At 44.1% G+C, this 13,894-nt stretch carries 8 protein-coding genes; 3 read left to right on the plus strand and 5 right to left on the minus strand.

Annotated elements, in window-relative coordinates; translation table 11 throughout:
• Window positions 1-242: 242 nt before the first annotated feature.
• From F0364_RS22800 to F0364_RS22815, 4 genes are all read right to left on the minus strand, one after another.
• Window positions 243-2,903: a cation-translocating P-type ATPase gene (locus F0364_RS22800; protein ID WP_207632835.1), complete on the minus strand. Its 2,661-nt coding sequence runs from the start codon at window positions 2,901-2,903 to the stop codon at window positions 243-245.
• Window positions 2,904-3,141: 238 nt separating this feature from the next.
• On the minus strand, window positions 3,142-3,615 hold the full coding sequence (locus tag F0364_RS22805) for a CYTH domain-containing protein (RefSeq protein WP_153800133.1): 474 nt from the start codon (window positions 3,613-3,615) through the stop codon (window positions 3,142-3,144).
• Window positions 3,616-3,853: 238 nt separating this feature from the next.
• Window positions 3,854-5,965, minus strand: a complete 2,112-nt coding sequence (locus tag F0364_RS22810; RefSeq protein WP_153800134.1) for an ELWxxDGT repeat protein — start codon at window positions 5,963-5,965, stop codon at window positions 3,854-3,856.
• Window positions 5,966-6,354: 389 nt separating this feature from the next.
• Window positions 6,355-8,013 carry a coiled-coil domain-containing protein gene (locus F0364_RS22815; protein ID WP_153800135.1) on the minus strand — a complete coding sequence of 553 codons (1,659 nt, stop codon included), beginning with the start codon at window positions 8,011-8,013 and terminating at the stop codon, window positions 6,355-6,357.
• Between the two features lie 292 nt (window positions 8,014-8,305).
• Here F0364_RS22815 and F0364_RS22820 point away from each other — a divergent pair, with 292 nt between their 5' ends.
• The 3 genes from F0364_RS22820 (at window position 8,306) to F0364_RS22830 (ending at window position 10,889) form a co-directional block, all read left to right on the plus strand.
• Window positions 8,306-8,782 carry a hypothetical protein gene (locus tag F0364_RS22820; RefSeq protein WP_153800136.1) on the plus strand — a complete coding sequence of 159 codons (477 nt, stop codon included), beginning with the start codon at window positions 8,306-8,308 and terminating at the stop codon, window positions 8,780-8,782.
• 634 nt (window positions 8,783-9,416) lie between these two features.
• Window positions 9,417-10,208: a sensor histidine kinase gene (locus tag F0364_RS22825; protein ID WP_153800137.1), complete on the plus strand. Its 792-nt coding sequence runs from the start codon at window positions 9,417-9,419 to the stop codon at window positions 10,206-10,208.
• 12 nt (window positions 10,209-10,220) lie between these two features.
• Complete coding sequence (locus tag F0364_RS22830) at window positions 10,221-10,889, plus strand: response regulator transcription factor (protein WP_153800138.1); 669 nt, start codon at window positions 10,221-10,223, stop codon at window positions 10,887-10,889.
• Between the two features lie 179 nt (window positions 10,890-11,068).
• Here F0364_RS22830 and F0364_RS22835 read toward each other — a convergent pair whose 3' ends face one another.
• Complete coding sequence (locus F0364_RS22835; protein WP_153800139.1) at window positions 11,069-13,843, minus strand: PKD domain-containing protein; 2,775 nt, start codon at window positions 13,841-13,843, stop codon at window positions 11,069-11,071.
• Window positions 13,844-13,894: the final 51 nt, after the last annotated feature.

Below are 13,894 nucleotides of genomic sequence, written 5' to 3' on the forward strand. Positions count from 1 at the left end.
CGCCTTGTGACTGTATTATGAGCATGGGCACAAAATGTTCCTCCGGAACATAGCAGAACGTACATGCCTGTTCTACCCATAACATGTCCCTCAGGGACATATCCTTGTTCAATATTCTCTATCCGGGTCTGAAAAGACGCCCAATGAACCGAACGATGAACGTAGTGCGACGCAACAGGCGATGCCACGAAGCATCTGCAGCCGGCCACCAAAAAATGTTCAGTTGTTGGATGTTCAATTGTTTAATGCTGGTTATTGCCTGCATTAGATTTTTTCCATATCCATTTAAATATTTCCATTACCAGCAATATACCTGCGGCGGCAGGCAACAATACCAGCCATTCATTGAATGTTATAGGCTCTAACTGCAATGTGTTATTGAGGCCGGGTATAAACGCGGCGGATATATGCACCAGTTGCGCCAACACAATGCCCACCAGCAACACATAATTGTTTTTAAGTGGCAGCTTAAAAAGACTTTTTGTTTCTGACCGGCAATTGAGCACATGAAAATTTTGCAGTAACACCATTAACATCATTACCACGGTACGTGCATGTTTTTCGTTGTAACCCGCGTGGTTAATAAGGTAATACCAAACACCAAAAGCCGCGGCCGCGATAAATACGCCTGACACAATTATCTGGCTGTTCATCAGTTTATCAAAGATGCTTTCATCGGGTTTGCGGGGCGGTTTTTGCATTACCGCTTTATCGCCTTTTTCAAATGCAAGGGCTATATCCTGTATGCCGTTGGTTACCAGGTTTAGCCATAACAACTGAACAGCCAGGAAAGGTTGCGCCACATTTAAAATAATGGCCAGCGCTACAGCCAGCAGTTCAGCCACGCCGGTTGATATGAGCAGGTAGATAATCTTGCGCAGGTTATCGAAAGTAAAGCGGCCCTCTTCAACACCGGCGGCGATGGATGCGAAATTGTTATCGGTAATAATAATAGAGGAAGCCTCTTTGGCAAGATCTGTACCGGCGCCCATAGCTACGCCGATATGTGCAGACTTTAAGGCAGGCGCATCGTTGGCGCCATCCCCTGTTACCGCTACAAAATGCCCCAGCGATTTCATGGCTTCTACAATGCGTTGCTTTTGCAGCGGCGCCACACGGGCAAATACCCTCTTGTCTTTAATGTTGGCTGCGAGGCTCTTAACGTCCAGCTCTTCCATGCCGGAAAGCTGAGTGCCGGTAATAATTTCTTCTTTTGTTTTTGCAATGCCTAACGAGGTAGCGATAGCCAGCGCCGTTGCCGGATGATCGCCGGTTACCATTACCACCCGTATGCCCGCCCGCTGGCATTCCTGCACGGCATCCTTAGCTTCTGGCCGTAAAGGGTCAATCATTCCTATTAACCCGAACAATTGCAGTGGCGGTAATTTATCTATGCCTGTGGCTTCAACATCCACACCTGCAAGGGCCAGTACCCTAAAACCTTCTGCCGCCATTTGCTCTGATACTTCATTTACTTTTTCCCGCTCATTTTCCGGTAAATGCTTCAATACAACTTCCACAGCACCCTTCATGGCAAACTGAAGCCGGCCATCCTGTTTGAAATACACGGCGGAATATTTTCTTTCCGATTCATAAGGTATCATCTCCACCACTTCGGCCTGCTCTTTAAAAAACTTTGGCTCCTTGCCAATTTTATACGCCAGTGCCCTGAAAGCTACATCCACAGCATCGCCGGAATGCTCCCATCCGTCAGCCGTTTTGCGCAGTATGCCCTCGTTGCTAAGTATGCTGGCCAGCATAAAGCGCTGCATTTGCCCATTCATTTCAGTAATCCTGGCGCCGCCGTCTAAAATATCACCTTCGCCATTGTAACCCTGGCCGGTAACCTCATAAAACTTGCCATCGGGCAGGTAAAGCTTTTGAACAGACTGCTGGTCCATGGTAAGCGTGCCCGTTTTGTCAGACGCTACCAGCGTACAGCTTCCCAATCCTTCCACGGCCGGCAGCTTGCGTACAATTACATTGCGTTTGGCCATGCGCCGGGTACCTATGGATAAGGCCACTGTTAACGCCACGGGCAAGCCTTCCGGGATGGCGGATACGCCTACGGCCACCATTAGAAAAAATATTTCACCAGCGGGCATGCCTTCCAGGTATCCTATTATGCCCAACACCACGCAAACGCCCAATACGATGATGCTTATTTTTTTGGAGAATGATTCCATACGGCGTACAAGCGGTGGCTTTTCAGACTCCGTGGTACGCAGCGAATCTGCAATGCGGCCTATTTGTGTGTTTTGCGCTGTAGCAGTAACAACGCCAATACCACGGCCTTTTTGTACGGTAGTTGCCGCAAACACCATATTCAGCCTGTCGCCAAGAGATAGCTCATTGCCGCCCTGCAGCGGATTTGTATTCTTGTTAACAGCTACAGATTCCCCGGTAAGCAGCGCTTCTTCCACAGAAAGTTCGTTTACTTCAATAAGACGTAAATCGGCGGGCACTTTAAAGCCAGATTCCAGCAACACTATATCGCCGGGCACCAGTTCTTCCGAGTCAATTTCGTTAATGTGGTTACCACGCTTTACACGGCATTTAACCTTTACCATATTGCGCAAGGCCTGGGCGCTGTTTTCGGCACGCCACTCCTGGTAGGTGCCCAGCACAGCATTAATAACAATAATGGCGGTAATAAAAATAGCATCCTTTACATCGCCGGTGGCAACAGATATAGCCGCTGCGGCTATCAGTACATAAATGAGGGGGTTTAAAAACTGTTGAAAAAATATAACTGCCAGCGATTTTGACCTGGGCTGTGGTATGCTGTTCTTTCCATATTGCTGCAACCGCTTCTGCACTTCTTCGCCGCTTAAGCCCTGCCTGCTGGTTTGCAGTTGCGCAATTACTTCCTCAACCGGCAACTGGTGGTAGATTGCATCCATAGATTATGTTGTGTGGTTAAACATACTGCCAACAAAAGAAAGGCCAGATAGTTGGCAGGTTGTATGTTTACGAATGTAAACATTTAACGGGCAGGAGGGACAGTGGGTAGCTATTACCCGGGTTTTATTTTTATGGGCCGGGCAGTGGTGCTACTATGAGGCCCAGTTGTGTCACTCACTTGTACGTTCGGGAATACTATGGAGCAAAGCGAAGGGTATTTGCAAATGTGGTTGTATGCTACGATTTCCAATCTTTAAAAGGCAGGATTGTCAAATTAGAATTATAATATTTTTCTTCTCCGGTAACTTCTTTACCCACCCAAACGGGAACGTAAAACTGTTCATCTTCACTTGTTAATTCAATTTCAGCTATAATAAGCCCAGTGTTATTCCCGAGAAATTCGTCAACCTCCCAAACTTTGTTGTCAACCTCAAGTTTGTACCTGATTTTTGATAATTCAGTAGCTGAAAAATTATCTATTAACTCCTTTGCTTCATCAACAGGAATTTCATATTCGTATTCTGGTCGTGTAGCGCCGATTGAAAGTCCTTTGATAGTGAGGAAGCCCTTTGTTGGCGTAATTCTTACCCGAATTGCTTTGTTAGGATCTGTCAACAAATATCCTTGCCTGTAAAGCTGTCCTTCGGGCTTACTTAGTTGTTGCCATCTATAGTGGTCAACTAAATATCTTCTTTCTATTTCCTGTGCCATAATAAGGTTGTTATGTATTTACTCGATTCAGCATAAGCTCAACACCAAGATAAGACCTTAAACATTTTTTCACAATCTACCGGGGCCTGAAAAGCCGCCCAATGAGCCAAACGATGAAGTGCTTGCGACGCAACAGACGATGCCATAGAATACCATCGCTGGTATCAAAAATATCTGTAAAAAACAAAGGCTGCCACCGGCAGCCTTTGTTGCAAGTAATAGTTAATAGTTGTATGCTTTATTCTTTTACAAATTTGATGGTTTTAGCGCCATCGTCTGTTACTACCTGCAGGTAGTAAACACCTTTGGACAGGCCGGCTACGTTGATGCGTTGCTGGTTGCCAGCATTGTTAAGTTTTTGCAGGTAAACGGGCTTGCCGGAAATATCGGTAATGCGTAGTGACAGGCTTTTTGCACCGGCGTTGCTTAATGAAATATTGAGTACATCTTTTGCCGGGTTGGGCGACAGCCTTGCCTCTACCACCAGGTTGTTAAGCCGTACATCCGCAATTGGGGATAGCTTGCTGCTGCCGTCTTTATCAACCATCAGCAAGCGGTAGTACAACCTGTTAACGCCTGTTTGCAGGGCTTTGCCATCAGTAAATGTATAGTGGCGGGCTATGGTGCTGTTGCCGGCGGCGGTTACTTTGCCAATGGTTTCGAAACTTTGTCCATCGGTACTGCGCTGAACAGTAAAGTGGCTGCTGTTTATTTCGGTGCTGGTGCTCCAGCCGAGGTTTACAGATTTACCTTCGAGAGTGGCCTTGAAGGAGAGGAGGGTGATGGGTAGTGTTTCTTCATCGCCATCGGTGCGAAAGAGGTCGCCATCGGTATCTGTTACATTATCTGCATCGCGGGCCATAAAGTAGAGTTTGCTGTTGTAGATAAACAGAAACTGGGGTCCGGAATCTTCCGCACCGGTATGAATATCTTTTACAATCTGGGTGCCTGCAGAAGTACCGTCAGACTTCCAGGGTTCTACACCGGTAGTGCCGTTGGTGGCGGAAAAATACAGCCCGGATTTAGTATAGAAATAACTCAGGCTGCTCATGCCATCTTCCGTACCTGGATTAATATCTTTTACCAATACAGTACCTGCGCTGGTGCCATCGGTAATCCAAAGTTCCTGGCCATTAGCAGCGGTGGTTGCCTGTATAAACATTTTGCCATTAAAGAGGGTTTGATGCTGCTGATCCTGGAAGAAGCTGGAAAAGTTAGGTAATACAAATGCGTCAGAAGATTGTGTGCCGGGGTTGATGTCTTTCAACAGCGTGGTACCGGCGGCAGTACCGTCTGAACACCATAATTCAGCGCCATGGTCTGCATCTGTTGCGGTAAAGAAAAACTTGCCATTGATTACAGGTGGAAAAAGCAGGTATGGCATGGAAGATTCACCATCTGGATTTATGTCTTTAAGCAGGTTAGTGCCAGCGGTTGTACCATCCGTTACCCAAAGTTCGCTGCCATTGATGCCATCATCGTAAGAGTAATAAATTTTATTGTTGAATTTGTACATGAGGTTCGGGAAGAAGGAAGGTATAAGTGAAGTGTTTGCATCTTTCACCATACTGGTGCCTGCATTGCTGCCATCAGACTTCCATAACTCAAGCCCATTGGTGCCGTTGTCTGCAAAAAAGAAAACGTTATTGGCCAGCGATTCAAACGAGAAATAAGAGGAAATAAGAGATGTAGAACCTGCCGGGCCGGGGTTAATATCTTTTACTAAAGCCGTACCGGCCGTGGTGCCGTCTGTCTTCCAAAGCTCAATACCGTTGGCGCCATTGTCAGCGGTAAAAAAAGCAATACCGTTTAATTTATAAGTCTGCAGGCCAGAATTGGAAATACTGCTGGGGGCGCCTGGGTTAATGTCCTTGACTAACGTAGTGCCAGCGTTGGTTCCGTCAGTTTTCCATAACTCTTTGCCGTTTGCGCCGTTATCCGCCCAAAAGAACAATGTACCGTTTAATTCAAAAAAGCTTTCGGGGGAAGAGCTGGCAGCACCCGCGTTGATGTTTTTAATAAGGGCGGTACCGGCATCAGTGCCATCGGTAACCCAAAGTTCATTGCCCTCGGCAACGGTAGAACCACCAAAGAAAAGTTTGTTTTGAAAAAGGTAGCTTTCCGGTGAATCGCCATCTGGTGAAACCACTTTGGTAGTGTACCTGGCAGTGCCGCCGGGTGTGCCGTCGGTAGTCCAGAACTCGCCGGTTAACTGGGTTACCAAAATGGGCTTGCCATTAACCACCACGCCTGAAAGGCCTGTATTGTTGGAGAGCTTGGTAACCTGTGCCCCCGCCTGTAAAGCGCCTGTTGTAAATAAAGCAAACAAGGGAAGTAAATGTTTTTTCATATAAGGTGTTTTTGGTGTTTATATCAAATGCGGCTGTTAAAGTACAAAATAGAACCTTTGAGAGGTAGCGGTTAAATTTTTTTCCGGATGAATTGCAGAAAACCGTGGTTGAATTGTAGGCCCGGTGCATAGCGGCCAACCTTGATGTTTTGCTGTTAAGATGCAGAAAGTCAGTTACTTGTTTTGGTTAGGGTGGCTGCCCGGGGTTAATAAAAGAAAAAAACGGTGATTAGAAAATCACCGTCGTGTGTCAGCATATAACCCCCAATGAAAAAATTGTTATTGTTATACAAGCATATCGCTTGCTATAACAGTACAAAATTGCGGCAAGGCAAAAGCGTAAACAATGTGAAAAAGAACGGGGTGGGGTGTGATTTTTCACGGAGGGGTTATTTACTTTTGAAAATGTTATAGGTAAGGCCGATAAAGAAGTGTGATTTATATAAATTGTCATAATTAATAGTGTTGTTGCCGGTGTTGCTGAAGGCAAATTGATATGGCCCATTATCAGAGTCGGGAATAGGCTTTAAATTACCTGTATTAAGTGTTTTTGTCTGGATAAAGGATATGCCTGCGGAAAAAGCAAGCCGGTTTTTTTCAAGGAAGAGAAGGCTGGGGCCAAAATAAAATCCAACAGTGCCGGTATTGGTGATGCTTATGCCCCCGGATAATGCCACATTAACGTCTTTGTCAGACCTAACATATACATGCCCCAATGCGCCTATGGCATGTGTTATTTTGTTGGTGGCCTGTTTTTTTACGCCTAATACTGTATCGCCATCTGTGTATATGGCGTAATTATCATCGCCCGCAAAAGACATCAGGTAGCCGGAAGAGAAGTTTACCTTGATGCCTCCTTGGGAACGAAATGTTACCTTGTTAAACTCCTTTACGGTTTTTCCGTTGCTGTCTTTCAACACGGGTGACAGCTCCATAAAGTCATCGTTTATCTGTTCGGCATCAGTATATACTTCAAAATGGCTGTTGCAGATAAGTGTGTAAAGGTTTACAGCCAGGTTGGCCTTGTTTATCAGTTCTGTGCGTGTCTTGGGCTCCGATAATTCTTTCTGAAGTTTGCTGGCAAAAGCAAATTCCTCTTCAAAGAATTTCTTCCGTTTAAACTCAAGTTTGGCGTCGGTTATTTTTATGGATATTTCCCCGCCTTTTGTTTTTAACTCACCGGAAACTGTACTGTTTTCATTGTCAACAAGTTTTGAAAGCGTTTCGTACGTTTCTTTGAGGATGGTGTATGAACTGTTGACCCTGTTAAAAACATCTATTACCTCTTTAGCACATGCAGAATCATCAGGGCTACCAAAAACAGCATCTATATAATTTTTGACGCTACGCTTTAATGCGGCAGTGTCAGCAATAAAAAGCGGGGGTACCATGCTGTCAATATGCTCCTCTGCTTTTACGTATAACGATATCTTCTGAATATCAGCTATAAAAGCGCTGAACTCTTTTTTGAATACCTGCCGCAATGAATCCTCCTTTTTTTCTTTCTGTTGCTGCTCAATAGCTTTTGTGAGTTGTTCTATTTTTTTATTGATGGCATCTATAGCCTCTATAACTGTATTGAGCTTTTTTTGAAGGGCCGTAATGGCAGATGACTGTTTGTTGGATTTTTTAGCAAGCTCGTTTATTTTTTGCACCAGTGAATCTTCCTCTTGTCTAACGCCTTCGGCCTCATTTATAGCAGCTTTTTTTTGTTCTTCCAAAAGTTTAGTATCAGCCCAGGCGGATACCGCGTTTTTGGAAATACCGGATGTTTTTTTTTCGGCATCTTCCTTTCCGGCTGTTTCTTGTTGTCCTGCTTCTGAAAACTGAGTAGGAATAGTAAAATCTATGGTAATAGGTTTGCTTGTAACATAGCCACCCAGTTTCAGGCTGTTTACATTTTTGATGCGGAATTTTACTGTTTCCCCAAACCGGACACTTGTTTTATTGTTTTTTTCTTCGCCCACCGGGTTAATGTTATAAACAGTTTGTGAGTAGCCAGCAAGACTCAAAACGGCCGCCAGAATGATAAAGGTTGCTTTTTTCATAGTAAGAGTTGTTTGATAGCGAAGTTTGGAAATTGCTCCATCAGGGGCAAGCGTTGTTTGACTGGGAAGTGGCTTGTGTAAAGAAGGATTGGCATACCGTGTTTTTCACGTATTTGGTGAGGGAAACACCAAACTTACATCTTAGTAAAAAGATGCAAACCCCTTGACTGCGAAGGTTTAATGCAAACAAGCATAGTTTAATTTTGCTTCATCTGCTGTTGACCATATTGCAAATGACAGTATCGCATCCTACATTGTATGAGATAACCATTTTTAATTTAAAAAAATAACAATGTCAATCAACAAAAAATTTGCTGAAGTTAACAGCTTGCAAGGCTGCGATATTGAGTATCTATCGTCACAAAACCTTGCTTATGTCAAGGATTTGAAGCAAGCCCGAAAGGAAATTGAGGACTACCGGACTACTATCAAAGATATTTCCGATTTTCCTTTTTCTAAGGATCAAAAAGGGTATTTTATTCCTAAGGATTCTATTGATGAATTATTTGCTCAGGATCAAGGAGTGGGATTTACTGGCCTAAAGGTTTACTTTGGAAAGTCTGATGATACAGGCGATGATGGAAAAGCTTTGTTAGACATTATCGTAATAGCCACAATTAAAGAGGAGCAATACGAGGCAACTGACTATAAAGTTCCAGGAGAGTTGCCTGAAAATCCTGGCGCCAATGAGCCCAAAATTGCTAAAGCACGCCCATGCCCCTCTCAATGCGGTAAAGAAAATGCGCTAAACAAGCCTATATCAATTTAGCTTATCGAGGAATGAATATTCAATTAATCCTTGACTACTCAGATACATATGCTCCAGGAATTACATTGGTAATGTATGTATGGCGGAGAAGTTACGTGCCAAAAAAATTCAATTTTTTATATAGTTATTTTATCATAGCATTACTAACATTTGCCTATAGTAATTATTTAGCAGAAAAAAAATGCTACAATTTGTTTTTGTATCATTTTTTTATAGTCTTTGATTTTTATGCATATTCATTCCTTGTTTTTCATATTCTGGAAAGTAATAAAAAAAGGAGATATATTATCTATGGGGCATGTTTTTTCTTGGTCTTTTTAATTTTTGATTATACTTTTTGGGAAAATTTAAGCAGGATTAACAGGATAGGTTTTGTGACAAGCGGGTTATTACTGTCTCTTTATAGTATTCTTTTTTTTATAGAGTTAATCGAAAGTGATTTACCCATTGATATTAAATCGAATTTTTCTTTCTGGCTCGTAGCAGGTTTTTTTGTGTATGCCACAAGCTGTTTTTTTGTTTTTTATTTTTATGATCAAGGATACTTTAAGTCACAGAAGATAAAAAACATACTCTGGTTAATTCAGGACGTTGCTTTAATCATAAAATATACATTCATTGTTAAAGCCTTACTATGCCAGCGGAAGAACTTGAGACCTCCTGGTTAGCGATATCGCTGATACTCTTAATGATACTCTTCGCTTGGGGCATCATCTCTTTATTCATGCGCTATCAAATCAAAAAGAATCAATTAATACAGAAGAATGCCCTCCTCCAATCCCAATATCAACAGGAACTCCTCAAAACCCAACTCGAAATACAGGAACAAACCTTCAAAAACATCAGCCAGGAAATTCACGACAATATAGGACAGGCCCTCAGTTTTGTTAAGCTCAACATCAACACCATCAACGTTTATCAGCCCGAAGACACCAAAGAAAAACTGCTGGAATCAAAAAAACTCATCACCAAAACCATACAAGACCTGCGGGACCTTTCCAAAACCCTCAACACAGATTTCATTGGCGATATCGGCCTCGTGGCCGCCATAGAGCAGCAACTCTTCTTCCTGCAAAAAACCGGCCTTTACCAAACACGCTTCCTGGTAGATGGGGAGGCATCTAAGCAACCCATGCAAACACAAATTGTGCTCTTCCGCATTGTGCAGGAGCTGCTCAACAATACCGTAAAACATGCTGAAGCTACCGAAGTAGCTGTAGAAATTCGTTTTCTGCCGCAGAAAATGAGTATATTGGTTAGCGATAACGGTAAAGGCTTCCATGTGGCAGAAACCACTAACGGCAATAATACCCCGGGCCTGGGCTTCCGCAACATGCAAAACCGTATGGCAATGGTGCGTGGCTTTATCACAATCAATAGCGAACCTGGCAAAGGCACCCTTGCCCTTATCGAATTACACAAATAATCCCATTCATAAATGAAACCCTTTTCTGTTGCGCTTGCAGACGATCATGTTCTTATCCGTAACGGGCTGGCCGGCCTTATCAACACCTTCGATGGGTACCATGTATCCATGCAGGCAATAAACGGCCAGGAACTGGCTGATAAAATAAAAGCCGGCCAGGTGCCCGATGTTATCCTGCTGGACATCAACATGCCCAAAAAAGACGGCTACGAAACCGCCCACTGGCTTAAAAACAATTACCCGGATGTTAAGGTGCTGGCCCTAAGCATGTACGATAACGAAACCGCCATCATACGCATGCTTAAAAACGGCGCCCGGGGCTACGTGCTTAAAGATGCGGAACCGTCAGACCTTAAAAGGGCGCTTGACGATGTGGTGCACAAAGGCTTTTATTATTCCGAGTTGGTTACCGGCCACCTCATCAATACCATCCACAAAATGGGCGATGACAATGGCAACGGCAAAAACATACTGCAGCTTAACGACCGGGAGGTGGATTTTCTCAAGTATGCCTGCACCGAGCTTACGTATAAGGAAATAGCCGATAAAATGTACCTGAGCCCCCGCACCATAGACGGCTACCGCGATGCGCTGTTTGAAAAGCTTAATATCAAAACCCGTGTAGGCCTGGCCATCTACGCCATCAAAAACGGCATCGTAAATATTGACGACATGAACTGAAGCTTTGCTTCAGTTTTTTATGCTGGGGGCGGACTGCAGCCTTTCATGGCATCGCCTGTTGTGTCACTCACTTGTACAGATGGTTTTTCATGGCATCTTTTCAGACCCGGGTAGAAAGCAAATAAAAAGAGGCTGCCCGTTACTTTTGAGACAGCCTCTTCTGTGCAAATAAAAATATATTAAAGCTTAAAAAACAACTTGCTCTTACTGCCGTAAATAGTGGTTACACGCAAGTAATAAGTGGCCGTGGTAAGCCCGGTGGCGGTCATATCCAGGATGTTCACCCCTTCGGTTAAACGTACGCTCTTGTTACGGCGTATGCCGCCAAACGCATCCACAACAGATACTTCGCACTTAATATTATTTATTTTGCTCCATACTACTGCCTTAAATGGCCCGGCTACAGGGTTGGGAAATACTTTCAACAGTTTAACCCAATCGCTGTTGTCGGTGGTACTGTCCCTAATATTCAACACCTGGCAGTATTGCTTTGTGCACCCCTGTGCAGTTCTGATAGTTAAGCAAACATTGTAAGTGCCATTGATAGGCAATTCCTTTACAGGGTTTATGTTGTTACCATCCAGGTAGCTGCTGTCGCCAAAATTCCAATAGCGCTTAACAATTTGGTCTCCGGGTGCTGTTGTGCTGCCGGCGCTGTTAAAGCGGTATTTACCAGGGCCAAGTTTTTCTACAGTAAACACCGGAACACAAGCTATGGAATCAGACACATTAATGTCTATTGTAGTGCAGGTTGTATGGGTACAACCACTGGCCGTGTAAATGGTAAGGCAAACCTTGTAAGTTCCCGGGTAAGCATAATGGTGCACGGGGTTTGCTACGCTTATCTCTGTTAACGCGGTGCTGCTGTCACCAAAATTCCATTTATACATAATGATGCTGTCCCCCAGTGCGGCTGAACTATTGCCGCTGTTAAACCAGGCTGTATCGCTGCGCTGGTAACTGGTAAACGCTGCAACACACTGCGCCTGCCCCGGACGAATAGTGAGGTTAATACAGGTACTGTCTTTACAGCCGCCGGAAGTTTCAATAAATAAACATACCGTATAGTTGCCTGCCTTATAGTAATGGTATGGTTGCGCATCATTGCCGCCAAGTACCGCACCATCCCCAAAATACCAGGTGCGGTATAGGATAGAATCGCCGGAAGGGGGCTGACTGCCATTGCTGTTGAATTGTATTTTTTGCCCTTCTCCATCTGTTAACACCGTATCATAGTACAATGTCGCATCACAATAGGTTTGCGGTATGCTGTCGGCAGCTACCCAACCGCAAACAGTACTTTCACAGCCGCTTGTGGTTTTGATGGACAAGCAGACATAATATGTGCCCGCATGTTTGTACACATGCAAGGGGTTAGGGTCGCCGGTTAGTATGGTACTGTCGCCAAAGCTCCAGGATACATGAACGATGCTGTCACCGGCTCCTGCATAAGAACTGTCGGCGCTATAAAACTGTATAGAGGTACCCCTGGCTTTGTAAGAGAATGCTGCCCTGCAGTTTACCTGTATCGGCGGTATAGTAATAATCCTGCAAATGCTATCCACACAACCACCGGAAGATTGTATGGCCAGGCAAACATTGTATTGCCCCGGCTGGTTATAGTAATGCACAGGCTCAATAGTATTGCCGTAACCGGCAGTGCCATCTCCAAAGTGCCAGGTGCGGTAAATAACAGAATCTCCATTATAAGCATAGCTGTAGCTGCTGTTGAATTTAACAGCGTAACCTTGCTGTGATTGCTGCCACAGCGTATCAGTGAAGGCTGCATGGCATTCGCCGGGGGTTTGCTGATGATTAACCCTTACAACATTGCAAAAGGTATTGGTGCAGCCTGATGCGGTTGTAATAGTAATGCATGTATTATACCAGCCTGTATCGATATAATGATGTGAGGGAGTAACAATATTACCATCAAGATAGCTGCTGTCGCCAAAGCTCCATTGCCGGTTAATGATACTGTCGTAAGTGCCTCCATGGCTCGCCGAACTGTTGAAGTACACCATACTGCTATCAGCGGTATAAACAAAGTTAGCGTAGCACTGAAAACCGTTTACAGGTACTGGTACATCCATGCGTGCAGTATCACTGCATCCTCTCTTTGTTTTTATAACCAGTGCTATATTATAAGTGCCTGTTTTGTTGTAATAGTGCGTGGCATTGATGCTGTCTTTGCTTTCGCTTTTAGTTCCATCGCCCCATAGCCATATTCTCTTTACAATGCCGTCGCCCGGCGGGGCAAAACTTTGCTGGCTAAATGTTCTGACGCCGTAACCATTTGACGAATCGGCCAATGAAGTATAATAAAATTTGGCCCTGCATTTTGAATAAATCTCTACAGAATCACAGGCATAGCTGCTACAACCTTTTACAGTTTTTATTCTCAGGCATACGGAATAGCTGCCATCCTGCTTATATGTGTGCGATGCCTGTGCAGCCTGGGTTTTGGTGCTATCGCCATCACCCCATATCCACAGGTATTGCTTGATGGAGTCACCGACGGAGGTGTTTGCAACAGCATGTGCAACAATACGTTTTGGTTTAGAAGAATCCTTAGTCATATAGAATGCTGCATAGCACACAGGGGCAGCAACACATATTGTAAAATTACTTTGAACAACATTATTGCCGTTTGGTTTTTCAACATGAAAAAGTGATTGATAGTTACAGTCATAAGTAGAGATGAAGACCTGCTGAATAGTATTACTGCAGCTTATAGTATCCGCATAGTGTCCGGAAGAATCGGTATAAACCGTATGATGGCCGATGCAGTTGGCGTTAAGGGTTGAGTCTACAGAAATGGTTACAGGCCACCAGGCTTTTGCGGCGCCTTCTTTGTCTTTTATACGGCCCTTTACAATAACGGTATTGGCGAATAGCTGCAGGCAAAATAATAGCAATGAAAGCAGCATCAAAGGTTTCGGCAAATGTTTCACAATACAGATTTTAGGTACAGTTAATTAGAGATGACAATAACTGCAACCGTT

Source organism: Foetidibacter luteolus, assembly GCF_009650435.1.
In the GTDB taxonomy this organism is placed as follows: domain Bacteria; phylum Bacteroidota; class Bacteroidia; order Chitinophagales; family Chitinophagaceae; genus Foetidibacter; species Foetidibacter luteolus.